Annotated in this window: 19 protein-coding genes; 5 read left to right on the top strand and 14 right to left on the bottom strand. The window is 67.0% G+C overall.

Going from position 1 to position 23,697, the window contains the following annotated elements; translation table 11 throughout:
* Positions 1–183 precede the first annotated feature (183 nt).
* From HWX03_RS25615 to HWX03_RS25595, 5 genes are all read right to left on the bottom strand, one after another.
* A complete protein-coding gene (locus HWX03_RS25615; protein ID WP_175873136.1) occupies positions 184–2,541 on the bottom strand; it encodes a GNAT family N-acetyltransferase in 2,358 nt (785 codons plus the stop codon).
* Positions 2,542–3,122: 581 nt separating this feature from the next.
* Positions 3,123–3,428, bottom strand: coding sequence for an H-NS histone family protein (locus tag HWX03_RS25610; protein WP_175823749.1), 306 nt, complete (start codon positions 3,426–3,428; stop codon positions 3,123–3,125).
* 103 nt (positions 3,429–3,531) lie between these two features.
* Complete coding sequence (locus HWX03_RS25605) at positions 3,532–3,804, bottom strand: hypothetical protein (protein WP_082741903.1); 273 nt, start codon at positions 3,802–3,804, stop codon at positions 3,532–3,534.
* Between the two features lie 61 nt (positions 3,805–3,865).
* Complete coding sequence (locus HWX03_RS25600) at positions 3,866–4,393, bottom strand: BON domain-containing protein (protein WP_175873135.1); 528 nt, start codon at positions 4,391–4,393, stop codon at positions 3,866–3,868.
* Positions 4,394–4,447: 54 nt separating this feature from the next.
* Positions 4,448–5,935, bottom strand: a complete 1,488-nt coding sequence (locus tag HWX03_RS25595; protein ID WP_175873134.1) for a sigma 54-interacting transcriptional regulator — start codon at positions 5,933–5,935, stop codon at positions 4,448–4,450.
* Between the two features lie 316 nt (positions 5,936–6,251).
* Between HWX03_RS25595 and HWX03_RS25590 the strand changes: the two genes are divergently transcribed.
* A complete protein-coding gene (locus tag HWX03_RS25590; RefSeq protein WP_174434517.1) occupies positions 6,252–7,655 on the top strand; it encodes a GntP family permease in 1,404 nt (467 codons plus the stop codon).
* Between the two features lie 361 nt (positions 7,656–8,016).
* Positions 8,017–8,268, top strand: a complete 252-nt coding sequence (locus HWX03_RS25585; protein WP_174434516.1) for a DUF4148 domain-containing protein — start codon at positions 8,017–8,019, stop codon at positions 8,266–8,268.
* A gap of 38 nt (positions 8,269–8,306) precedes the next feature.
* On the opposite strand, the gene HWX03_RS25580 is transcribed toward HWX03_RS25585, so the two are convergent.
* Together HWX03_RS25580 and HWX03_RS25575 are read right to left on the bottom strand one after the other, a co-directional pair.
* Positions 8,307–9,902 carry a thioredoxin family protein gene (locus HWX03_RS25580; protein WP_175873133.1) on the bottom strand — a complete coding sequence of 532 codons (1,596 nt, stop codon included), beginning with the start codon at positions 9,900–9,902 and terminating at the stop codon, positions 8,307–8,309.
* A gap of 267 nt (positions 9,903–10,169) precedes the next feature.
* Entirely contained in the window at positions 10,170–10,670 is a 501-nt protein-coding gene (locus HWX03_RS25575; RefSeq protein ID WP_175873132.1) for a GNAT family N-acetyltransferase, read from the bottom strand.
* A gap of 591 nt (positions 10,671–11,261) precedes the next feature.
* On the opposite strand from HWX03_RS25575, the gene HWX03_RS25570 reads away from it, so the two are divergent.
* From HWX03_RS25570 to HWX03_RS25560, 3 genes are all read left to right on the top strand, one after another.
* A complete protein-coding gene (locus HWX03_RS25570) occupies positions 11,262–13,661 on the top strand; it encodes a phospholipase C, phosphocholine-specific (protein WP_175873131.1) in 2,400 nt (799 codons plus the stop codon).
* Between the two features lie 275 nt (positions 13,662–13,936).
* Entirely contained in the window at positions 13,937–14,206 is a 270-nt protein-coding gene (locus tag HWX03_RS25565; protein WP_174432843.1) for a hypothetical protein, read from the top strand.
* A gap of 157 nt (positions 14,207–14,363) precedes the next feature.
* Positions 14,364–15,359 (top strand): DedA family protein/thiosulfate sulfurtransferase GlpE, encoded by a 996-nt coding sequence (locus tag HWX03_RS25560; protein ID WP_174432844.1) that lies wholly within the window; start codon positions 14,364–14,366, stop codon positions 15,357–15,359.
* Positions 15,360–15,413: 54 nt separating this feature from the next.
* On the opposite strand, the gene HWX03_RS25555 is transcribed toward HWX03_RS25560, so the two are convergent.
* The 7 genes from HWX03_RS25555 to HWX03_RS25525 form a co-directional block, all read right to left on the bottom strand.
* Positions 15,414–16,886 carry an OprD family outer membrane porin gene (locus tag HWX03_RS25555; protein ID WP_174432845.1) on the bottom strand — a complete coding sequence of 491 codons (1,473 nt, stop codon included), beginning with the start codon at positions 16,884–16,886 and terminating at the stop codon, positions 15,414–15,416.
* A gap of 165 nt (positions 16,887–17,051) precedes the next feature.
* Entirely contained in the window at positions 17,052–18,071 is a 1,020-nt protein-coding gene (locus HWX03_RS25550; protein ID WP_175873130.1) for an oligopeptide/dipeptide ABC transporter ATP-binding protein, read from the bottom strand.
* Positions 18,068–19,060 (bottom strand): ABC transporter ATP-binding protein, encoded by a 993-nt coding sequence (locus tag HWX03_RS25545; RefSeq protein WP_175873129.1) that lies wholly within the window; start codon positions 19,058–19,060, stop codon positions 18,068–18,070. Before HWX03_RS25545 ends, HWX03_RS25550 begins: the two co-directional genes overlap by 4 nt.
* Before the next feature lie 2 nt (positions 19,061–19,062).
* Positions 19,063–19,965 carry an ABC transporter permease subunit gene (locus tag HWX03_RS25540; protein WP_175873128.1) on the bottom strand — a complete coding sequence of 301 codons (903 nt, stop codon included), beginning with the start codon at positions 19,963–19,965 and terminating at the stop codon, positions 19,063–19,065.
* A gap of 13 nt (positions 19,966–19,978) precedes the next feature.
* Entirely contained in the window at positions 19,979–20,917 is a 939-nt protein-coding gene (locus tag HWX03_RS25535) for an ABC transporter permease subunit (protein WP_050013372.1), read from the bottom strand.
* An 11-nt stretch (positions 20,918–20,928) separates the two neighbouring features.
* Entirely contained in the window at positions 20,929–22,542 is a 1,614-nt protein-coding gene (locus tag HWX03_RS25530; protein WP_175873127.1) for a peptide ABC transporter substrate-binding protein, read from the bottom strand.
* A 178-nt stretch (positions 22,543–22,720) separates the two neighbouring features.
* Entirely contained in the window at positions 22,721–23,299 is a 579-nt protein-coding gene (locus HWX03_RS25525) for a cupin domain-containing protein (protein WP_011548888.1), read from the bottom strand.
* Positions 23,300–23,697 lie beyond the last annotated feature (398 nt).

Raw genomic sequence — 23,697 nt, 5'->3', positions numbered from 1 at the left:
GCCGGACACCATGCGTGCGCGCGGTATCGCTTCGAACGACAGGTCCGACACATTGACGAGCGCGCTTCACGCCGGAGGCCGGTTCAAACGCTTTGCATTCCTTATTTAGCTTGCGACGTGGCGAAACGTCGGGACGCATCGATGCCATGCGCTGCCCTCAAGCGTCGAACCACGGACTGACGCCTACGGCTGCAACTTCATCCTGAAACCCACGACGCCGGGCTCCTCCGTCGTCGACACCGCAAAACCGCACGATTTCGCGAGCGAGATCATCGCCGAATTCTCGCGCAGCGCCTCGCCGACCATCCAGGCAGTGCCGCGCGAGCGTGCGTAGTCGATGATGCGGGTCATCATCAGCCGGCCGAGCCCCTTGCCCTTTTGATCGGGCCGTACCGCGATCGCGAACTCCGCCGTCTCGTTGTCGGGATCGGCGACTGCACGCGCGACCGCGAGCGTGTGGTCGCGCCCCGACACGTCGGTGAACGACACGATGAAAGCCATCTCACGGTCGTAGTCGATCTGCGTCATGCGCGCCACCTGCGAATGATCGAAGCTGCGCACCGCGCCGAAGAAACGCATCCGCAGATCTTCCGGCGTCATCGCACCGAGCAGTTCATTGTGTGCGGCCTCGTCTTCCGGACGGATCGGGCGGATCGTCACCGTCTCGCCACGCCACTCGAGCGTCTGCTCGAGGTGCCGCGGATACGGCATGATCGCGAGCCGGCTGCGCCCCGAAGCCAGCGTGATGCGCGGCGCGACCACCGATGCGCGGTCGGACAGCACACGCAGCGTGACCGACATTGCAACGACTTCGCGCACGTCGCAGACGACCTGCGACAGTGCCGTCAGCGCGTCGAGCGTCGGCTCGACGGGCGCGCTGCGCGCATACGGCGAGCGCTCCATCACCGCGCGGGCGAGCACCGTGTTCAGCGGCGGCAGGCCGTAGACGACGAACGGCGCCGATACGCCGTCCGCCGGCGGCACGGCATAACGAAACACCGGACCGAAGTTCGAATCGTCGTACATGTCGATCGTGATATCGACGACCTTCTTGCCGGCAGGCTCATTCGGCTGCTCGCCCTGCAGACCGAAATGGGACAGCCAGCGCAGCGCGGCTTCGCCGGCCAGTTCATGCTGGCCGGCTTCGACCATGCGGCGCGCGTCCGCCTGGGCGGACGCCACGCACTCGGCCGGCTGCGGCGGCGAGCCCTCCGGCGTCTGCATCAGCAACTGGCGCCCGAGGTTGTAGTCGACGAGCCGCGCATACGCGCGTGCGAGCCGCTGCGGCGTCGTGTGCACGGGAATGCCGTTCGCGTGCAGCGCATCGCGCGTCGCCGCGTCGACCGCGCCGAAGAAACACGCGAGGATGCCGCGATGCGCGTACTGCCGCGAATCGATCAGCGTGCGCGCGACCGACTCGGCCGGCGCGCTGTGCGACGTGGAATGAACGACGAACAGCGTGCCCGTCTGCGGAAACGGGGCAAGCGCCTTGATCGCCGCGGCGAAGTGCTCGGGGCGCGCATCGTCGCCCAGCGTCAGCGGATTACCGGGCGCAGCCAGATGCGGCAAAGCGGCCGATACGGCCGACGTTGCCGCCGGCGACCAGTCGGCCAGCGCGACGCGCACCTCCGCGACCGCATCGACCGCGAGTTTCGCGACGCCCGCGTCGCTCGTCACGAGTGTCGCCGCCCCCCGCGCGGTGACACGGCCGACGCCGAGCGTCTCGATTTCGTCGAGCAGATCGTCGAGCGCATCGACGCGCACCATGCCCGCGCGCTGGAACGCCGCCGTGTAGAGCGCGTCGCCGGGATCGGCACGGCCGGTGCGCAACGCAAGCACCGGCTTGTTACGTGCGGCCGCGCGCGCCGCCGACATGAACTTGCGCGCCGCGCGCACGGTATCGAGCTCGAGCAGGATCGCGCGCGTGCCGGGATCGCTTGCCAGATAGTCGAGGACGTCGCCCGCATCGACATCGGATTCGCTGCCGAGCGCGACGACATGCGAAAAACCGAGGCCCCGCGCATCGGCCCAGCCAAGCACCGCGTTCGTCAGCGCATTCGATTGCGACACCCACGCGACGCCGCCCGATCGCGCCGTATAGGCAGGCGCGCCGAAATGCGCATGCCGCGCGGGCGACAACACGCCGAGGCTGCCGGGCCCGACGATACGGAGCACGAACGGCTTCGCCGCCTTCAGCGTGCGATCGACCGCGGCGCGATCGGCATCGGTGCGCGCCTCGCCGACGATCACCGCGACGCGCGTGCCGAGCTCACCGAGCTTGCGCACGATGCCGGCCCAGGTCGCGGGCGGCGTGCAGATCACGGCAACCGACGGCGGCGTGGGCAGCCGGTCGACATCGGAGACGACCGCATGCCCGTCCAGCTCGCGATATTTCGGATTGACGGGCCACACGGGCCCCTGAAACGCGCCGTCGAGCACACGCGACCACACCATCGCGCCGATACTGCCCGCGCGCGATGACGCGCCGACGACCGCAACAGACTTGGGCTGGAACAACGCATCGAGATGGCGAACGGTCACATCGGCTCCCTGCGGTGACGAAAGACGACACGATCGGCATGCGGCCACGCAGGCCGTGCACCGATCGACGCGAACCCCAAGCATAGGCGAAGCGCCTGCGACTGCCTATATGCCGAACGGCCGACTATTCGACGGACGTCAATGCTTGCACCATGGGCCTGCAACACACGCGGCACGACATCGCTGCGCGGCTGGCACGAAGCACGCAACGCGGCACGACGCTGCAGCCGCTTTCTCAAAGGTGAGGATTTACAGGAGCCATGGTGAGTCTCTTCGGGAATCGCACGACACACCGCGCAAACACGCGAAAGGTGATGAAAATCTGCGTCAGGCATGCACCGCGAAAAGCGCGAACGCCAATGCGCGTGCATTGCACCATTACGCGGTTGTTTACGGGAATTCCCCGCAATATGCAGGCGAATCGCGGCGAATTCGCAAAACGGGATCCGTTAATTGCGGAGCATTGCACTCCAATTCGTCACGGAAAATCGCATGACGACTGCGCCAAAACAAAACGGTGCGAAGGCCGCGTGGCCGTTCGCACCGTCAGTCGACACACGAAAGGTGAGGATTTTCGGGAGTCAGTCCTTGATCAGGAAACGTCCGCGATTCTTGCCGAGCCATGCCGGCGCCCGCCCGCGGCCACTCCAGGTTTCGCCCGTCTTCGGGTTCAGGTACTTCGGCGGCAAGGTTCGCCTGGGCTTCGCGGCGGTAGCGGCGGCAGCCGATCCTGCCGGGCGAAAACCGAGCTCTTCCGGCGTAATGTCGTATTCGTCGATTTTCGCGCGGATATGCGCAATCGCGTCGGCAATCGCCTTTTCACGTTCCTTGTCGATCTTTTGCTGAAGCCGTTCGAGCTGCGCGTTCAGTTGCCTGTAGGTCGCCATATGGATGGGACTCCGTGAGTGTTATTCGTGAAAAACAAGTGACTCAAAGCAAACAGAAAAGCGCTTCGCCCGATCGTGGTCTCGTCAGCCGGTCATGTCGGGATCAATAACCGCTCTTCTTCTTGCATGCGAAGAGAAGATTTCGCACGGCGTCATCCGTCGATTGCTGGATCACGTCGAAATCTCCGTTGCACATGGCCCGGGCATTGTCCGTGCAATTGCTCCAGTCGCTGCCGGTGCATTGCACCTGAGTGGTCGGGCGCCCGTCCGAAGTGAACAGCGGAGCACTGCCACCGCACCCGCCGAGCCCTGCAACCAGAGCCAACATCACGGCCGCCCGAGGCCACCGACAGACCGACGCAAGCATGTGTTTCATTATTCTTCCCGTCAACCTTTTTTTGAATGTCGCGAGTATGCCATGGGTAGCCCTTCGGCCGTCAGTCCGGCGTGCGGTCGGGTTGCCCGCGCGCCTTGTACGGCAAGCGCTTGCGCGGATCGTCGGTGATGCGAACGAATACCTGCTCGACGTCCGGAAGCGCCTCGAATTCGCGTTGCAGCGCCTGGCGATCGAACGTCGTATCCGCGCATCCTTCGACGTAGATGAACCGTCGCTGCACGGTGATCCACAGGCTCGTGCCGCGCAGGTGATCGGAGCCGGCGAAGTGCGCCTTCGCCGCATCGGCGATCGACGCGTCATACATATACGAGTTCGGCTTCGTGCAGCGATGGGCGAGCCAGCAGGTCGTGCCGCGTTCGGCGCGGTAGTGCGCATCGTCCGTCATCTCGGCGCGCGTCATCCACGGGCCGAGCGGCAACGGGCATTCGGCAACATCCTGCGACAGCGCGACGAACGGATCGTTGTACCAGTTGCGCCGCGCCTCGGGCGCAGCGGCGTCGCCGGCCTGCGCGAGTGCGGCGTTCGCCAGCAACAGGGTCAGCCATCCTGCGATGCCGATCCGCTTCATCGTGATCTCCTGTTCGATGCGTTACATCGAGCCGCATCGGCATCGCCGATCGGCCTACCGGTCGATACCGAGCGCCGCCAGTTTCTTGTACAGCGTCGCGCGGCCGATGCCGATACGCGCGGCCGCTTCAACGACCTTCCCGTCACAGGCCGCCAGCGCATCGGTCAGGAACTGGCGCTCCCACGCCGCCAGTGCATCGGCATACGAGGCGGCCGGCGCACCGGATGCCGTCAACGCATCGCCCGCGCGCTGCTCGGCCGGCACCGCGGCAACCCGCTGCGCCGGCGCCGCACCGTCCGGCGAGATGCGCACCGGCCCGAGAAACGGCGCGAGCGCGCGCGCATCGATCACCGAACGGTCCGACAGCATCAGCGCGCGTTCGAGCGTATTGCGCAACTCGCGCACGTTGCCGGGCCACGGATACGCGCACAGCATCCGCAGCGCATCGTCGGTCAGCTCGCAGTGCGCGGCGCGCCCGTGCTGCGCCGCCAGCTCCTCGAGCGTCGCGTAGACGAGCGCCGCGATGTCGGATGCGCGCTCGCGCAGCGGCGGCGCATGGATCGTCAGCACGTTCAGCCGGTAATAGAGATCCGCGCGAAACCGCCCGGCCGCCACGAGCGCCGGCAGGTCGGCCGACGTGGCGGCGATGATGCGCACGTCTGCGCGCACGATCCGGTTCGAGCCGACCGGCTCGAACTCCTTGTCCTGCAGCACACGCAGCAGCTTGCCCTGCAACGGCAGCGGCATGTCGCCGATCTCGTCGAGAAACAGCGTGCCGCGATCGGCCAGCTCGAATTTGCCGACGCGCCCCTTGCGATCGGCACCGGTGTACGCGCCGGGCGCCGCGCCGAAGAATTCGGTTTCGAGCAGCGTGTCGGGAATCGCGGCGACGTTGACGGTCACGAGCGGCTGAAGCGCACGCGCCGACGCCGCGTGAATCGCATGGGCGAGCAGCTCCTTGCCGGTGCCCGTCTCGCCGAGCAGCAGCACCGGCGAATCGACCTGCGCCGCGCGGCGCGCCTGGCGCTTGGTCTCGAGGCTCGCGGCACTCGTGCCGACGAAGCTCGCGAACGTGTATTTCGCGCGGCGCGCCTGCGCGAGCGAGCGCTGCGTCGCGATCAGTTGCTGCTGAAGCTGCGCGTAGCGGGAAAAAATCGGCGTGAGCGTCTTCAGCTGGTCGAACAGCGCGAAGCCGATCGCGCCGACCGTCTCGCCGGCCTCGTTCTTCAACGGCAGGCGCGTGACGACGAGCGGCTCGCGGCCCGTCTCCATGATGTCGAGCAGGATCGGCTGCCCGGTCGACACGACCTCGCGCATCAGGCTGTTCGGGATCACGGCCTCGCAATCGAGGCCGACGGCCTGCTGCGGATCGGCGAAACCGAAGCGTGCCGCGTAACGCTCGTTCATCCACACGACGCGCGCGTCGCGATCGACGACCACCGTGCCCGCACTCGAATCCTCGAAGGTCCGGAACAGCGACTCGGCGGCGCGCCGCAGCACGTCGCCGTAGTTGACGGGCAGGCGGGCCCAGTCGTTCATCATCGTGTCGTCGTCTCCGTGTATCGTCGGCCGGATGTCTCCGGAACGAGACGGATTATCTCACTCTGGAGACGCGCCGCAATGCGTTGTCCGGGAAAGCCCTGCACGATTTCGAGGGTTGGCCGGATGGCCAAAACGTCTCCGGATGGAGACGTTTTATGTAGAATCGTCAGACCTACCCCGGCGCAGGCCCGCCGGCCGCCGGCGGACCCATGTCCGGCGGCGCAATCCGGCCGATGGCACGAAACCTGCACGAACCTGAGCTGGTCCGCGGCGCGCCGCGCGATCGAACAACAACCAAAGCCATTAGGAGACTCCCTTGTCTTTCGTGATCGTCCTCGCCGCGCTGGCGTTCCTGATGTACGCCGCGTATCGCGGCTACAGCGTGATCCTGTTCGCGCCCATCGCCGCGCTGGGCGCGGTGCTCCTGACCGAACCCGCCGCCGTCGCACCGGTCTTCTCCGGCATCTTCATGGAGAAGATGGTCGGCTTCGTCAAACTGTATTTCCCGGTCTTCATGCTTGGCGCCGTGTTCGGCAAGGTGATCGAACTGTCCGGTTTCTCCGAGTCGATCGTCCATGCGGCGATCCGCTACATCGGCCGCTCGCGCGCGAATGCGGTGATCGTCGCGGTGTGCGCGCTGCTCACCTATGGCGGCGTGTCGCTGTTCGTCGTGGTGTTCGCGGTCTATCCGTTCGCGGCCGAACTCTATCGCCAGAGCAACATCCCGAAACGGCTGATGCCCGGCGCGATCGCGCTCGGCGCGTTCTCGTTCACGATGGATTCGCTGCCCGGCACGCCGCAGATCCAGAACATCATCCCGACCACGTTCTTCAAGACGACCGCCTGGGCCGCGCCCGTGCTCGGCACGATCGGCTCGCTGTTCATCGTCGTCGTTGGCCTCACGTATCTGGAATGGCGCCGCCGCTCGGCAATGGCGAAGGGCGAAGGCTACGGCACGTCGCTCGTCAACGAGCCGGAGCGCGTCGAGGCGACGTCGCTGCCGCACCCGGCGCTGGCGATCCTGCCGCTGGTCCTCGTCGGCGTGTCGAACTTCGCGTTCACGAAGCTGGTCCCGCAGTGGTACGGCGCCGCGTCGTACACGGTCGCGCCGGACGTGCTGCCGGGCGTGCACACGCCGGTGACGACGTCGATCAAGACCGTCGTCGCGATCTGGTCGGTCGAGGCCGCGCTGCTGCTCGGCATCGTGCTGGTCGTGCTGACCGCGTTCAAGCGCGTCAGCGACCGCTTCGCGGCCGGCTCGAAAGCCGCCGTCGGCGGCGCGCTGCTCGCCGCGATGAACACCGCGTCGGAATACGGCTTCGGTGGCGTGATCGCAGCACTGCCCGGCTTTCTCGTCGTCGGCGATGCGCTGAAGAGCATCCCGAACCCGCTCGTCAACGCAGCCGTGTCGGTCAGCTCGCTCGCCGGCATCACGGGCTCGGCGTCGGGCGGCATGAGCATCGCGCTCGCCGCGATGTCGGACGTGTTCATCAAGGGCGCGCAGGCCGCCAACATCCCGATGGACGTATTGCACCGGGTCGTCGCGATGGCGAGCGGCGGCATGGATACGCTGCCGCACAACGGCGCGGTCATCACGCTGCTCGCGGTCACGGGCCTCACGCACCGCGAGTCGTATCGCGACATCTTCGCGGTCACCATCATCAAGACGCTCGCAGTGTTCTTCGTGATCGCCGTGTACTACGCGACGGGGCTCGTGTAAGCCTTGGCATCAGGGCGGCGTTTCGTACAAGCCGCCTTCCCGTCTTTCAAGATCGGACCGCATGCGCACCGGAACGGATTCCGGAATGCGCATCCGGTCCGATTTCATTTCCCTGCCCGCCGAATCAAGGGGCGGAGGCCGCGTAATGGTCCGGGCGGGCCCACGCGGCCCGGGCAGGCCCACGTGCGTGCAAGCGCGGCGGTGTGGATTTGATCCAACCCATTGTTACCCGCAGCAAAACACTGCGTTGGGCGCGATCGCATTTTTCGCGCGCCCGCCCCGGCCTACACTGGTTTCAACGTCGCACGGCGCTTCGACGAACGAAGCGCCGCGATTCACCGGAATCGTGGAGGTCCCGATCATGAAGCGCCTGATCCAAGCCGTTGCCATCGCCCTGGCCGTCTCGGCCCCGTTCGCCGCGCAGGCCCAGTCGAACCAGCCGCTCACGCGCGCGCAGGTCCACGCCGAAGTCAAGGCGCTCAAGCAGGCCGGCTTCCAGTCGAGCGACTGGTTCTATCCGGCCAGCATCGTATCCGCCGAAGCGAAGATCGCCCGCCAGCACGACGCCGGATACGGCAGCGAGCGCGGCGCGTCGTCGGAGTCGGGCCGGTAATCCATCGTCGGCCCGCTCGACGATCCCTCCCCGCGTCGTTACGCCTTCACGGGCTGGATCAGCTTCGCGCACGCCGCCGCCTGCGGATCGCCCGCCGGCAGCTTCCCGCACACGCCGTCGAACTGCTTCACGACCGACCTGACCGACGCATCGTGCGCGCCGCTGCCGCGCCAGCGGTTCAGTTGCGTGACGACCTTGGTCAGCGCGCGCAGGTTCGCGCCGTAGAACGCGTCCCGGGTCTTGTCGGCCTGCGCGAGCACACTGGCGGCAATCCCTTCGATGCGCGCCGAATCGTTCGGCGCCAGTTCAACCGCATTCGCAAAGTAAGTCGCGCCCCAGCGCAGCTTCGTCGCCGGCCCGCTCGCCGCGTCGTACGCCTTGCGATACCAGTCGAGCGCAGCGGCCTTGTCGCCGCGCGCCTTCGCGTTCGCGGCCAGCCCCGACATGAAGTAGTACGGCGTGGACGAACGCGGCAGCTCGGCCTTCAGCAACGCATCCGATTCGTCGTACAGCCCCGCGTCGGTCAGCATGTCCGCGCCTTCGCTGACGAGCGCCTGCCGCTCGTACGCGTTCGCCGCGCTCTGCACCGACGTGGCGATCTGCTTGCGCGCGGTGTCGGCCAGCGCCAATGCGACGGGCGGTGCGCCGGTGCGCACGCCGCCGCGTGCGAGCAGCACGCGGCCGTGCAGCGCCATCAGCCGGTCGATCGACGACAGCGTGCCGTCGGTCGACAGGCGCGCCAGCGCCGTGTCGTACGCGCCGCGCAACTTCGTGCGCTGCGCGTCGTCGCCGCCGAGATACGCGACCACGCGCGCGGGCGCCGCGACCAGCACGTCCGAATCGGCCCGCGACAGCGCGGGATCGTGCAGCACCGTGCGCAGCGAATCGGCAAGCGCGGCCTTGTCGAGCGCACCGGCCTGCGTCGGGTCGTCCGACGCGGCGACCACCGCCGACTTCAGCGCGAAACGCGCCGATTCGGCTTTCGCACCGGCTGCCCGCGCGCGTTGCGCGAGCGACTGCAGCGTCTCGGCGACGCGATCGGCCGGCACCGGCAGCGCGCCGTCGGTATCCCATGAATAGTCGGCCAGCAGGCGCCATTCGTCCGGCGTCAGCGCAGCGCCGTTCTTCAGCGCCGTCGCAAGCGTCTGCCGCACCGGATGCGCGGCCGTCATCCCGAGCGACAGCGCCTGCATGTAGCGGTCGAGATCGGCTTCGCCGGGCAGCCGCGTCACTTCGGTGCCGTCGGGGCGGAACAGGATCATCGTCGGATAGCCGTGCACCTTGAAACGCTCGCCGAGCTTCTGCGCGCTTTCGGTATCGCCGTCGAGATACACGGGCACGAAGAACGACGAACGCGTCTTGAATGCCTGCTGGCTGAAGATCGTTGACTTCACCTGGTTGCACGACGGGCACCATACCGCGCCCCAGTACAGCAGCAGCGGCTTGCCCTCGCGCTTCGCGAGCGCGAACGCGGCATCGACGTCGCCGTGTTGCCACGCGATGCCGGGCGGCAGATGCGCACCGTCGGGCGATGCGCTCGCCACCGGGGCGCCCGCGGGCGCGGCAGCGGCCAGCGCCGCACCGGCGGCAGCGAACAGGCAGGCGGCGGTGAGATTGCGGAGAACGGTTTTCATCGAAGCGGGTTCCGTTGAAAGAGACGGTTTCAGGGCGATGCCGCGCACGCAACCAGGGCCGTGAAGCGATGACGATGAGGCCGGCCGACATGCAGCGTCGCGCATGCATCGATACGGAAAAACGAAGCCGGCCGCAGCGACCGGCAAATCGCTTGACGATACGACGGGTACAGCCGAAGGAAAACGAACGAATTCTCGATTGAATATGACGCATGACGCGCGGCAGCAAGCGCTGCGTGTGCCGTCACGTCCACGACGGCCGGCCCTTCATTGCCGCGCCTTGAGCCTGGCCATGTGATACACGGACGCATGCACGCCGTCGCGCAACGCGTAATCCGGCGATTCGCCTTCGATGCGGAAACCGTGTTTCTCGTAGAGCGCGATCGCCGCGCGGTTGTCGGTGAACACGGTCAGCTCGAGACGCGTGATGTTCAGCCAGTTCTCCGCGAGATCGATCGCGGCCGCGAGCAGCCGGCCGCCGATGCCGCGCCCGTGACGGGCCGCGTCGACCATCATGCCGAGCGCCGCCGCGTGGCGCCGGCGCGGATTCGGCTCGGGATGCAGGCCGAGATGGCCGACCACCGTGCCGTCGATTTCGGCGACGAGGCTCACGCCGTGCTCGCGCACGGTGTCGAGCCGCTTCTGCCATTTTTCGAGCGACGGAAACGGCTGCTGCAACGTATTCATGTACACCGCGGGATGCGCGGCGATCTGCCGGATCGCGTCGACGTCGTGCGTCTCGCTGTGCCGGACTCTGATATCGGTCATGGGTGGGCCGGTTCCGAAAAATCGCGCCGAAGGCGCGGACTGCGCAGGCGCGCAGCAACGCATCGAGCTTAGCCGATTTCACGCATTTGAAACACGGGTGTCACGCCGTCGCCCGTCAGGTTGCATCCGCAACGAAACGCGCTCGCGCCATCTCCACAAAATCCGGAAAATTCTGACCGGTCACGCCTGCGACGATCGGTAATTTCTTACCGATTTCACCCTCGCATCGCGCTTGAACTAATCGTTGCGCACGCAACGTCACGCGCGCGACACGCGATGTCATTTCTTCATCACGTCGACGTCATGTCGCCTCCCTAGACTGGGCGCCGCCCCAGCCCGGCATGCGCCGGGCCGGTGCGTGCCGATACCTGCCCCGCGCATCACGAGCGTGCGGCGCGCAGGATCGCGGCGACGGCCGCAGCATCCGCTCGATGTCGCGCGTCGCGCGTCAGGCGCGATACGCGCACCGCCGCGACGCGCGGCCGATGCCCCCGAACGCGCACGCATCGCGAATCGTCCCGGGGCGGGACGACGCCCGGGCACCGCCAGACGCACTCACGAACGCGCCCACCTTCACAGGATCCGAACGCCATGACGTCACGCCGCAAATTCCTTCAGCAGACCGCCGGCTCCGGCCTCGCCGCCGCCGCGCTGTCCGCGTTTCCGCCGAGCATCCGCCGCGCGCTCGCCATTCCCGCCTTCCACGAAACGGGGACCATCCAGGACGTCAAGCACGTCGTGCTGCTGATGATGGAGAACCGCGCGTTCGACAGCTACTTCGGCACGTTCAAGGGCGTGCGCGGCTATGGCGACCGCTTCGCGGTGCCGTCGCCGAACGGCCGCGACGTGTTCTATCAGGCGTACACGAAGGCGACGCCCGCCGCGACCGTGACGCCGTATCACCTCGACGCGCGCCAGGGCAACGCGCAGCGTGCGGGCGGCACGCCGCACACGTGGGCCGATTCGCAGGCCGCGTGGGACCACGGCCGGATGAACCGCTGGCCCGACGCGAAGACGCCGCTGTCGATGGGCTATTACGACGCGGCCGAAGTGCCGTTCCAGCGCGCGCTCGCCGATGCGTTCACGCTGTGCGACCACTACCACTGCGGGATGCACACGGGCACGATCGCGAACCGCCTGTTCTACTGGAGCGGCACCAACGGCCCGAACGGCATCAGTCCGGCCGACGGCAACCGCGTGAAGATCGCCGCGCTGAACAACCAGTTCAACGGCGGCAACGACATCGGCCCGTCGAGCCAGGGCTGGACCTGGACGACCTATGCCGACCGGCTGCAACAGGCGGGCGTGAACTGGAAGGTCTACCAGAGCCTGATCGACAATTTCGGCTGCAACGAGATGATGAGCTTCCGCCACTGGCGCGCGGCGATCGAGCAGATGCCGGCCGCGCGCCGGCCCGCGTACGTCGCGTCGACCGACATCACGCAGCCGGTGACGGCCGCCGGCGCGTTCTACGATCCGGCGATCGACGATCCGCTGAGCCCGCTCGCGAAGGGCTTCGGCAACACGATGCCGTACGGCTTTCTCGAAACGTTCCGCGACGACATCCGCAACGGCAAGCTGCCGGAAGTGTCGTGGATCATCCCGCCGTCCGCGTACAGCGAACACCCGGGGCCGTCGAGCCCCGCACAGGGCGGCTGGTACGTGCAGGCCGTGCTCGACGCGCTGACGGCGAACCCAGAGGTCTGGAGCAAGACCGTGCTGCTGGTCAACTACGACGAGAACGACGGCTTCTTCGACCACATGCCGTCGCCGGCCGTGCCGTCGCGCAACGCCGACGGCACGCTCGCGGGCGGCCATACGCTGGCGGCCGCAGACGTCGCGGTCGAGTACCACGACTTCACGCCGGCCACGTCGAGCCAGCCGGCGGCCGACAGTCGTCCGTACGGCCCGGGCCCGCGCGTGCCGATGTGGATCGTCTCGCCGTGGAGCCGCGGCGGCTGGGTCAACTCGCAGGTGTTCGACCATACGTCGACGCTGCGCTTCCTCGAAAAGCGCTTCGGCGTCGCGGAACCGCAGATCAGCGCGTACCGCCGCGCGGTGTGCGGCGACCTGACGAGCGCATTCAACTTCCGCACGCCGAACGACGAGCCGCTGCCGACGCTCGCGGGCCGGACGACGAAAAGCCAGGTCGACGCGCTGAGCGCCGCGCAGCAAACCGCGCCGAAGATCGTGCCGCCCGCCGCGCCCGCGCTGCCCGCGCAGGCCACCGGCGTGCGCCCGTCGCGCGCGTTGCCGTACGAACTGCATGCGAGTGCCCGCACCGATGCCGGCGCCGGCACGGTCACGCTGAAGTTCGCGAACACCGGCCACGCCGCCGCCGTGTTTCACGTCTATGACAAGCTGCACCTCGACCGGCTGCCGCAGCGCTACGTCGTCGAGCCGGGCAAGACGCTGCACGGCGACTGGGCCGCGCGCGCCGACAATGGCGGTAAATATGACCTGTGGGTGCTCGGCCCGAACGGTTATCACCGCCGCTTCACCGGCGACCTGAGCCGGCTGGCCGGCACTCGTGCGCCGCATCCGGAAGTACGCGTCGGCTATGCGGGCGCGAGCGGCAACCTCCACCTGCGGCTGCGCAACGACGGCGGCGGCACGGTGCGCTTCACGGTGAAGTCGAACCAGGTCTACGGGCCGCTGGCCGGGCACGGCGCGAACGACGATCGCGGTCATGGCCACGGCAACGAGGACGGCAACAGCCAGGGCCATTATTACGGCAATGGCAACGACAACGACAACGACAACGACAACGGCAATGGCAATGGCACGGGCACGGGCACGACTTGGACCGTCACGGTGCGCGCCGGCGACCAGTCCGAACTGCACTGGAAGCTCGACTCGACCGGCCACTGGTACGACTTCATCGTCACCGCCGACAGCGACGCGAGCTTCTCGCGCCGCGTGGCCGGCCGCGTGGAAACCGGCCGCCACTCGGTCAGCGACCCGGCGATGGGGCTTGCCGACCGCTTCTGACGCCGCCGCTGCGCCGCGCGGCGCAGCGCGTGTCGCCGCCCACGCCGGCGTGGCCGCGAACGTCGCTCGGGTACCGGTTTCAGCCGGTGCCCGATCCGGCGGAGACGCCCGCCCGGCACGGCTCAAACATCAGAAGGATCGGTGGTGCAGCCCTCATTTCACCCTCACGAAAATGCTCCGTGTCGCGGCCCGTTCGCGTTAAACTGCGCCAAGCTGTATTCAACAAAGACATCCTTGCCGCCACGGCTCCACGACACGATACGAGGATAGGTTCGATGCGCACTACCGGCTCATCCGGGGCAATGACCCTGCTCACCGAACACGACGCGACCGACGGCCGCCAACTGCGCTCGCTCCGGCTCGAAGCAACGAGCGACGGCAAGAGCGTGCTGCTGATCGAGATCGACGAACGCAAACCCGGCATCCACCGCGAGGTCCGCTACGAGATCACCCCGGCCGAACTGATCGCGGCGATCCGCTCGCATGGCGCCGAGCTACCCGGCGAAAACCACGGCGCCGCATCGCTCGCCCGTACGTCCTCCTGATGATTCCGAACGGTGAGCCGCGTGCAATGCGCCGGCTCACCCACATCTCCCTGCCGCCGTCAGGCGCTTTGCGTCATTCCCGCCGCTGCATTGAAAAAAGCCGATAATCGGCCCATCTGCCTTTCCCGCCCACGCGTTTCCTTTTCGGCCAGCCGTCATGCTCCTACGTGACCTCGTCGCCCAGTACGGGCCGCTTCTCGTGTTCGCCAACGTGCTCGCGGCGGCCATCGGCCTGCCGGTGCCCGCGATGCCGACGCTCGTGCTGTTCGGCGCGATGTCCGCGATGCATCCGGCGATGATCGGCTCGCAGCTCGTGACGGTCGTGGTGCTGTCGGTGCTCGGCGCGCTGATCGGCGACACGGTCTGGTACGTCGCCGGGCGGCGTTACGGCGGCACGACGCTGAAGACGATCTGCCGGCTGTCGCTGTCGCGCGATACCTGCGTGAAAAAGACCGAACGCTTCTTCGGCCGCTACGGCGTGCGCGTGCTCGCGGTCGCGCGCTTCATTCCGGGGTTGTCGCTGGTGTCGGTACCGATGGCCGGTGCGCTCGGCACGCGCTATCGCACGTTCGCCGGCTACGACGCACTCGGCGCCGCGCTGTGGACGATCGTCGGGCTGCTGGCCGGCCTCGTGTTCTACCGGCAGATCGACTGGCTGTTCGCCGGCGCGAGCCGTCTCGGCCGCGCGGTGCTGCTGGTGATCGTCGCGCTGCTCGCGGTCTATGCGGCCGTGCGGTGGATGCGCCGCCGCGCGCTGATCCGCCAGCTCGCGAACGCGCGGATCGGCGTCGACGAGCTCGACGTGCTGCTGCGCGACACCACCGCCCCGGTGGTGCTCGACGTCCGCTCGCCCGAGCACCGCAAGCTCGACCCGTTCACGATTCCCGGTGCGCAGTTCGCCGACGAGCGCCAGATCGGCGACATCGTCGCGCGCTATCCGCTCACGCAGAAGTTCGTCGTGTTTTGCTCGTGCCCGAACGAGGTGACGGCCGCGCTGATGGCGAAGCGCCTGCTCGATGCAGGCTTCACCGATGCGCTCGCACTGCGCGGCGGCCTCGACGCATGGCGCGATACGGGCCGCCAGCTCACGTCGCTGGTGGAAGAAACGCCCGCCGCGAACGATCCGGTCGCGGGCTGGCACAAGCCGGCCTGATCGTACCGATCGCAGGCCGGCCGTGCGAGACAGGGGGCGTTGCGCCCCCTTCGCTCAGAACGCGTGCAGCGGCAGGTTCACGACCAGACGATACTCGGTGTTCGTCGCGTCCGAGTAATGCGCCGAACCGGCGTGCCACATCGCGATGAACGTGACCTTCGTGTTCTTCAGCTTGCCGCTCTGGAACGTATACGACGGGATGAAGCCGAACTCGTGGTGACGGCCCTGCACCGGCGCGCCGTTGCTCCAGTAGATGCTCGACTTGCTCGGGTCGTTCGCCGCGCCGGCGCTGCCGTCCGCACCCCAGCCCGTCACGCCCCACACCATCGCCTTGAAGCCCGGCAGGCCCGCTTCCTTGCCGTAGAACGTGTAACGCAGCTGCAGCGATTTTTCGTGCGGCGCGTTGTAGTCGACGTCCATCGAGTTGGTCAGGAAGATGCCGTTCGTTTCGTTCAGGTAGTCGAAGAACTGGTCGCCGAGCACCTGCTGGAAGCCGAGCAGCAGCTCGTGCGGGCCATGCTGCGCGGCCAGCGACAGGCTGTACGCGTTGTTGTTGATCTTGCCCTGCAGCGCATCGCCCGTGTCGTGCGTCGAGTAGACGTTGCCGAAGCCGGTCCACTTGATCGTCTGCGGGCTGCCGATGCTGTGCTTCACCGACGCGTAGTACTGGTGCCACACGTCGTCGGCCTGGTTCGCGTACAGCGCGACTTCGCCGTTCGGCGAGTAGTCCCACGTGCCGCCGACATACGACAGGCGATTGATGCGCGTGCCGCCGTACTGCGTCGTCAGGTTGGTGAGCGTCGTATGGCCGCGTGCGTCGGTCTTCGTGAAGCTGCCGGCCTCGAGCATCACGTTCTTGAATTCATTGCTGACGAGCGTCGCGCCGAGGAACGTCGGCGGCAGCGCACGGTTGTCGTGCTGCTCCATGAACGGGTTGTCGACGGCCTGCAGACCGTACTTGACCACCGTGTTCGAGATGCGCGCCTTGATGTCGTAGATGCCTGGATAGGCCCACGCCAGTTGGTTACCACCGCCGCCGCCCTTCGCGATGTGCACCATGCTGCCGGCGCCCTGGCCGCCGTCGAGCTTCAGCGCCGCATACAACGACGCATCGAAGCCGATCCCGATCAGGCCGGTCGTATAGCCCGACTCGAAGTTCGCCATCGCGCCCTGGACCCACGCATGGCGATGCGGCCCGCCCTTGTTGTCGAGCACGTCCGCATAGTTGCGGAACAGGAAGTCGAGATGGCTATCGGCGATGAAGCCGTTCGATTTCGACTGCGCCGACGGCTCGTCGGGCGGCGTGACGGCCTGGGTCGCCTCGGCGTTGATAATGGCGTTCGGGGTCGTTGCCTGAGCAACCGATGTGCCCGATCCGGCAGCCGGTGCGGCCTGCGCGACCGTCAGCGGCGCGGGGGCCGCGTCGTCGGCGTGCGCGACGCCCGTCAGCGAGACGCCGGCGAGCGCCGGTAGTCCCCATGCAAGCAGCATCTTCGATGCCGTCCCGATCGTCTTCTGCTTTTTCATCGTGATTCTCGTCTTGTGTTGATATCGTCCACGCCGGTTGCGATCCGCTTCCAGCCCCCCGGCGAGCCCGGCTAAGGACGCGCCTGTACCCACGGCGCGAAGATCGTTCGCGCCGCACCTACCCCTGTTGACCTGCCTTGGTTATGTTTGCTGCGTCACTTCACATCACGCCGCGCCCGCGCGGATGCACGCGACGCGCGCCGCCGACCCCTGCCGCACTTCCGGCAGCGGCACGTCCTGCGCGCACGCGTCGATCGCGACCGGGCAGCGCGTGCGGAACGCGCAGCCGGACGGCGGGTTGAGCGGCGAGGGCATCTCGCCCGCCAGCAGCATCGGACGGCGAGCACGCTCGCGCGCCGGCTCCGGCGTCGGCGCCGCATCGAGCAGCGCCTTCGTGTACGGGTGTTGCGGCACGCCGTACACGTCATGCCGCGTGCCGAACTCCATCACGCGGCCGAGATACATCACGAGCACGCGCTGGCTGATGGCCTTCACCACCGCCAGGTCGTGCGCGACGAACAGATAGGACAACGACAGATCGCGCTGCAGGTCGCGCAGCAGGTTCACGATCTGCGCCTGGATCGACACGTCGAGCGCCGACACGGGTTCGTCGCAGATCACGAGCTTCGGCTCGCTGATCAGCGCGCGCGCAATGCCGACGCGCTGGCACTGCCCGCCGGAGAATTCATGCGGATAACGCAGCAGGTGATGCGCGTTCAGGCCGACGCGTTCGAGCATCGAGATCACGCGGCGGCGCACTTCGGCACGGCCGAGGCCGGACTGGTGCGTGACGAGCGGCTCCGCGACGACCTGCTCGATCGTCATGCGCGGGTCGAGCGACGCGAGCGGATCCTGGAAGATCATCTGCACTTCGCGCCGCATCGCGGTGCCGCGCAGGTGATCGGGCGCCACGGCCTGGCCGCGCCATTTCACGGTGCCGGCCGTCATCGGCACGAGGCCGATCAACGCACGCGCGAGCGTCGACTTCCCGCAGCCCGATTCGCCGACGAGCCCGACCGTCTCGCCGCGCTTGACGTCGAACGACACGCCGTCGACCGCGCGCAGCGTGCCCTTCGGCGACCACGGATAGCCGCCGAGCGGCACGCGGAAATGCACTTTCAGATTGTCGACGGACAGCAGCGTGTCGTCCGTCGCGCCGGCTTGGCGGCGTTCATCGACGCTCATCGCAGACCTCCGATCAAATCGGCCACGGGCCGGTGGCACGCGCGCACCGCGTTCGCGGCGCCATAGGTTTCGAGCGCCGGGCGCTCGGCGCGGCAGCGTTCTTCCGCATACGTGCAGCGCTTCGCGAACGCGCAGCCGGCCGGCGCGGTGCCGGGCATCGGCGGGTTGCCGGGAATCGCGACGAGCGGCGCATCGACCGCGTCGGTCAGGCGCGGCAGCGCGTTGAGCAGCCCGATCGTGTACGGATGCGACGGCGCCGCGAAGATCGCTTCGGCCGGCGCGTATTCGACGGTGCGGCCCGCGTACATGACCATCACGTCGTCGGCAAGGCCGGCGACCACGCCCATGTCGTGCGTGATCAGCACGATCGCGGTGCCGCGCTCGCGATTCAGCTCGCGCAGCAGGTCGATGATCTGCGCCTGCACGGTCACGTCGAGCGCGGTGGTCGGCTCGTCGGCGATCAGGATTTCCGGCTCGGACAAGAGCGCCATCGCGATCATCACGCGCTGGCGCATACCGCCCGAGAACTCGTGCGGATACATGCGGATGCGGCGCGCCGCGTCGGGAATGCGCACCGATTCGAGCGCCTCGATCGCGCGCTTGATGGCTGCCTTGCGCGACAGCTTGCGATGCAGCTGCAGCGTCTCGGTCATCTGCCGCTCGATCGTCAGGAACGGATTGAGCGACGTCATCGGATCCTGGAAGATCATCGCGATGCGGTCGCCGCGCACCGCGTTCAGCGCGCGCGTGTTCATGTCGAGCAGGTTGTCGCCGCGGTAGCGCGCGGCGCCGGTCGTCGTGCCGTTGCCGGCCAGCAGGCCGAGCAGCGCCATCACGGTCTGGCTCTTGCCCGAGCCCGATTCGCCGACGATGCCGAGCGTCTTGCCGGCTTCGAGCGAGAACGACACGCCGTTCACGGCGTCGATCGGCGGTGCATCCTTGCGCGTGAAGCGCACGCCGAGGTTGTCAACTTCCAATAGAGCTGCCATCTTCAGCGATCCTTCGGGTCGAGCGCGTCACGCAGGCCGTCGCCGACGAAGTTCACGCAGTAGAGCGTCACGCACAGCATGACGGCCGGGGCCAGCAACAGCCACGGCATCGATTCCAGTTTCTGCGCGCCGTCCTGGATCAGCACGCCCCAGCTCGTCATCGGCTCCTGCACGCCGAGACCGAGGAACGACAGCACCGATTCGGTCAGCACGATGTTCGGCACCGAGACCGTCGCGTACACGACGACCACGCCGAGCAGGTTCGGCACGATGTGGCGCCGCACGATCGACGCCGGCGACACGCCGATCGCGCGCGCCGCATCGACGAACTCGCGATTGCGCAGCGACAGCGTCTGGCCGCGCACGACGCGCGCCATGTCGATCCACGAGAACGCGCTGATGGTCAGCACGACCAGCATGAACGAGCGGCCGAACAGGGTCATCATCAGGATCGCGATCAGCAGGTACGGGATCGCGTACATCATGTCGACGACGCGCATCATCACGGAGTCGATGCGGCCGCCCGCGAAGCCCGCGGTCGCGCCCCACGCGACGCCGAACAGGCCCGACACGAGCGTGCCGAGCAGGCCGACCTCGATCGATACGCGGCCGCCGATCAGCGTGCGCACGAGCAGGTCGCGGCCGAGCTCGTCGGTGCCGAGCCAGTGCTGGTTCGCCCAGGTCGGCGGCAGGCTGATCGAGGCCCAGTCGCTCGCGGCGGGATCGGCCGCGAGCAGCCACGGGCCGACGAAACATGCGAGCGTGATCAGCACCAGCAGCGCGAGGCTGAACAGCGCCGCGCGGTTGTGAAGGAAGCGCGCGAACGCGAGCTCGAGCGGCGAGCGCGAACGCGGTGGCGAATCGGTCTGCACGGGCAGGCCGACGGCGGGAGTGGTCGGAGTCATCGCTGTGCCTCGCTCAATAACGGATGCGCGGATCGAGCCACGCATACGCGAGGTCGACCAGCAGGTTGAACAGCACCGCGAAGACGGTCGTCATCACGACGAGGCCGAGCACCAGCGTGTAGTCGCGGTTGATCGCGCCGTTCACGACGAGCTGCCCGACGCCCGGCAGCGCGAACACCGATTCGGTGACGACGGCCGCCGTGATCGACGTGATGCAGACCGTGCCGAACAGCGACACGACCGGCATCAGCGCGGGCTTGAGCGCGTGGCGCAGCACGATCGTCGAGCCCGGCAGGCCCTTGGCACGCGCGGTGCGGATGTAGTTGCTCGACAGCGTCTCGATCATCGAGCCGCGCATCACGCGCGCGAGCAGCGACACGTTGATGAGGGTCAGCAGTGCGATCGGCAGCAGCCGGTACTGCCAGCCGCCGTCGCCCCAGCCGCCGGCCGGCAGCCAGCCGTTGCCGGCCGACGTCTTCAGCAGGATCGCGAAGATCCACACCATGACGGGGCCGAGCACGAACGGCGGCACGACGTTGCCGAAGTTGCCGATCAGCATCACGAAGCGGTCGATCACGCTGTCGCGGCGCACGGCCGCGACAGTGCCGAGCAGCACGCCGAGCACGATCGAGATCGGAATCGACACGCCGCCCACGCCGAGGCTCACGGGCAGCGCCTTCTTCACGAGATCGTTCACCGACCAGTCGACGTAGCGGAACGACGGGCCGAGATCGCCGTGCAGCAGCGAGCCGAGATACAGCAGGTACTGCTTCCACAGCGGCTCGTCGAGGTGGTACTTCGCGTTCAGGTTCGCGAGCGTCGCGGCGGACAGCTGCTTCTCCGTATCGAACGGGCCGCCGGGCGTGAAATGCAGCAGCAGGTAGCAGACGGTGATGACCGCGAGGATCGTCGGCACCGCCCACAACGTGCGCCTCAATGCGTAGGCCAGCATGATCGCTCCGCTCAGTGCTTGATCAGGTACATGTCCTGCGAAGCACGCATGTCGATCACGTTCTTCAGCGAGTAGCCGCCCACGTAGGGCTTCACGAGACGGTCGGCCGAGTACTGGAACAGCGGCACCATCGGCGTGTCGTTCAGCGCCATGTCGTGCGCCTGCGTGAGCAGCGCGGCGCGCGCCTTGTCGTCGAGCTTCTGGTTGCCTTCCTCGACGAGCGCGTCGACCTGCTTGTTGCAGTAGCCGACGGTGTTCTGCGAGCTGCCGCAGCGGATCAGGTCGAAGAAGGTCATCGCGTCGTTGTAGTCGGCGAACCAGCCGTCGCGCGCGATCTGCACCTTGCCGTCATGCCGCTGCTTCATCAGCACCTTGAACTCGACGTTCTCGAGCTTCGTGGTGATGCCGAGCTTCGTGCGCCATTCCGATGCGGTGAACAGCGCGACCTTCTTGTGCAGGTCGTTGGTGTTGTACGTGAGCGTGAACGACAGCGGCTTCGCGTCCAAATAGCCAGCCTGCTTCAGCAGGTCCTTCGCGGCCGCGATGCGCTTGGCCATCGGCCACGACGCCCATTCCGGCGTGAACGGCTGCACGCCCTTCGTGCCGTTCGGCATCAGCCCGTACATCGGCTTCTCGCCGGCCTGCGTGAGCTTCGACGTGAGCACGTCGCGATCGATCACCATCGACAGCGCCTCACGCACGCGCTTGTCCTTCAGCGCCGCGTCGCTGTTGTTCAGGTAGTAGTAGTAGGTCGCGAGCTGCAGGCCCGGGCGCAGTTCGCCGCCGAACTGCTTGCTGACCTGCTGGAAGATGCCCGACGGAATCGAGTAGCTGTAGTCGATCTGGCCGGCCTGGTACATGCGCATCGCGGTTTCGTCGCTTTCGATCGGCAGGTACGTGACCTTGTTGATCACGACCTTCGACGCGTTCCAGTACTTCGCGTCCTTCGTCGCCACGATGCGGTTGTTCGGCTGCCAGTCGACGAGCTGGTACGCGCCGTTGCTGACGAGGTTGCCCGGGCGCGTCCATGCGTCGCCGAACTTCGCGACCACGTCCTTGTTCACCGGCACGAGCGGCGCCATCGCGGTCAGTTCGGGGAAGAACGCGACGGGCACGTCGGTCGTCACCTCGAGCGTGTACGGATCGACGGCGCGCACGCCGAGCGTCGACGGCGCGGCCTTGCCCGCGATGATGTCCTTCGAATTCTTGATGAACTCGACGAGGATCGTGTACTTCGAGCCCGTCTTCGGATCGACGAGGCGCTGCCACGAATAGACGAAATCGGCGGCCGTCACCGGCTGGCCGTTGCTCCACTTCGCGTCGTGGCGAAGCTTGAAGATCCACGTCTGCGGCGTCTTGCGTTCCCACGACAGCGCGACGCCCGGCACGACCTGGCCGGCCGCATCGATGCGCGCGAGCCCTTCGAACAGGTCGAGGCCGATCGTGTTGCCGGTCCACGATTCGATGTGCGCCGGGTCGAGCGACTCGACTTCGGCCGGCACCTGTCGCGTCAGGTCCTGTTGGGGAGCGAGCGCGACGTTCGACGGAACGGTTACGGCGTGGGCGACGGGCGTCGTCAGGGCGAGCGCGGCCAGCACGGCCGACATGGCATGCAAGGATTTCATCGTGGCAGTCTTGAGAAGGTTGTTCGGTGGGCGTCGCGCGGCGGATGCCGCGGCTTACGCGTAAGACGCTGACGGGGGCAGCGATTGAGGAGGCCCGTGGTTCTCGTATTGCATGTTAGTATTCCTTACATTTCTTTCGACAGGCATCCCGTCGAAGAAACGAAGGAATACCCGTGCGTTAGAACAGTCGCGGCGTACCGACCCAGACCACCACCGACTCGATCTTCGCGGTGTTGACCCAGCTGTGCGGGACCGTCGACTGATAGTGCGAACTGTCACCGGCCTGCAGGACGAACGTCTTGCCTTCCAGCGTCAGCGACACTTCCCCTTCAATCACGTACAGGAACTCCTCTCCTGCATGTGTCGTCACCTCGGACCGTTTCTGCCCCGGCGGCATCCTCACGAGGATCGCCTCCAGCTGGCGCCCTTCGGACACGTTCGTCAGCCTCGCGAACAGGTTCGCCGAATCGGCAAACCCGAAGAAGCGCAACTGATCGCCTCGGCAAACCGAGCGTTCTTCGCTCGGCGTATCCACGAAGTACTGCACCGTCACACCGAGCGCGTGGGCAATACCGGCCAGCGACGTCAGTGACGGCGACGCGAGCCCGCGCTCGACTTGAGACAGAAACGGCTTCGAAATCCCCGCGGCGGTAGCGGTGTCGTCGAGCGTGCGCTTCAGACGTTGGCGCAACGCGCGAATCTTGCTGCCAAGTGCGACAGCGTCTGCCGATCGCGAGTTTTCAGTGGGGGGAACCATAGCAGGCCGAAAAGTGGTCGTCAAAAAATGTTTGATGGAAAGTAACTAAGTTAATTGGAGATAGCTTAATCTTCAGGTTCGCACACGTCTTCGGCGTTGAGCCCGGTGCACTAAACAGGGCCCGAAGCGAGCGAAACGACGCGCTATCTTGCCAGACTCGCAGGCTTCACAGGCAAGCTGCAAGCGGCTCTCCGGGAATTTGCGGAGAACGGGCGTCAAGCTTACAAGTAGATGATGAGACAAATGTTCCTGAAAGCTGCTGCCATATCGGGAGTTTCCCTAAGTGGCGCGAACCTGACGCACCGGACCGGCGAACGTTACCACTCGCGCGCCGGTCGGGGCCGCGCTCCGCCGTGTCGGGCGGAGTCCGACCCCGGCCCGGGCTAATCCGCCCGACT

Source organism: Burkholderia sp. BCC0397 (genome assembly GCF_902832865.1).
In the GTDB taxonomy this organism is placed as follows: domain Bacteria; phylum Pseudomonadota; class Gammaproteobacteria; order Burkholderiales; family Burkholderiaceae; genus Burkholderia.
This window is presented reverse-complemented; position numbering and strand designations above follow the sequence as displayed.

Bases quoted from the DNA above. Each gene is read 5' to 3' on its own strand.
- HWX03_RS25610 (WP_175823749.1), bottom strand. From the start codon at position 3,428: ATGGCGACCTACAGGCAACTGAACGCGCAGCTCGAACGGCTTCAGCAA.
- HWX03_RS25605 (WP_082741903.1), bottom strand. From the start codon at position 3,804: ATGAAACACATGCTTGCGTCGGTCTGTCGGTGGCCTCGGGCGGCCGTG.
- HWX03_RS25600 (WP_175873135.1), bottom strand. From the start codon at position 4,393: ATGAAGCGGATCGGCATCGCAGGATGGCTGACCCTGTTGCTGGCGAAC.
- HWX03_RS25595 (WP_175873134.1), bottom strand. From the start codon at position 5,935: ATGATGAACGACTGGGCCCGCCTGCCCGTCAACTACGGCGACGTGCTG.
- HWX03_RS25585 (WP_174434516.1), top strand. From the start codon at position 8,017: ATGAAGCGCCTGATCCAAGCCGTTGCCATCGCCCTGGCCGTCTCGGCC.
- HWX03_RS25580 (WP_175873133.1), bottom strand. From the start codon at position 9,902: ATGAAAACCGTTCTCCGCAATCTCACCGCCGCCTGCCTGTTCGCTGCC.
- HWX03_RS25575 (WP_175873132.1), bottom strand. From the start codon at position 10,670: ATGACCGATATCAGAGTCCGGCACAGCGAGACGCACGACGTCGACGCG.
- HWX03_RS25570 (WP_175873131.1), top strand. From the start codon at position 11,262: ATGACGTCACGCCGCAAATTCCTTCAGCAGACCGCCGGCTCCGGCCTC.
- HWX03_RS25565 (WP_174432843.1), top strand. From the start codon at position 13,937: ATGCGCACTACCGGCTCATCCGGGGCAATGACCCTGCTCACCGAACAC.
- HWX03_RS25560 (WP_174432844.1), top strand. From the start codon at position 14,364: ATGCTCCTACGTGACCTCGTCGCCCAGTACGGGCCGCTTCTCGTGTTC.
- HWX03_RS25555 (WP_174432845.1), bottom strand. From the start codon at position 16,886: ATGAAAAAGCAGAAGACGATCGGGACGGCATCGAAGATGCTGCTTGCA.
- HWX03_RS25550 (WP_175873130.1), bottom strand. From the start codon at position 18,071: ATGAGCGTCGATGAACGCCGCCAAGCCGGCGCGACGGACGACACGCTG.
- HWX03_RS25545 (WP_175873129.1), bottom strand. From the start codon at position 19,060: ATGGCAGCTCTATTGGAAGTTGACAACCTCGGCGTGCGCTTCACGCGC.
- HWX03_RS25540 (WP_175873128.1), bottom strand. From the start codon at position 19,965: ATGACTCCGACCACTCCCGCCGTCGGCCTGCCCGTGCAGACCGATTCG.
- HWX03_RS25535 (WP_050013372.1), bottom strand. From the start codon at position 20,917: ATGCTGGCCTACGCATTGAGGCGCACGTTGTGGGCGGTGCCGACGATC.
- HWX03_RS25530 (WP_175873127.1), bottom strand. From the start codon at position 22,542: ATGAAATCCTTGCATGCCATGTCGGCCGTGCTGGCCGCGCTCGCCCTG.
- HWX03_RS25525 (WP_011548888.1), bottom strand. From the start codon at position 23,299: ATGGTTCCCCCCACTGAAAACTCGCGATCGGCAGACGCTGTCGCACTT.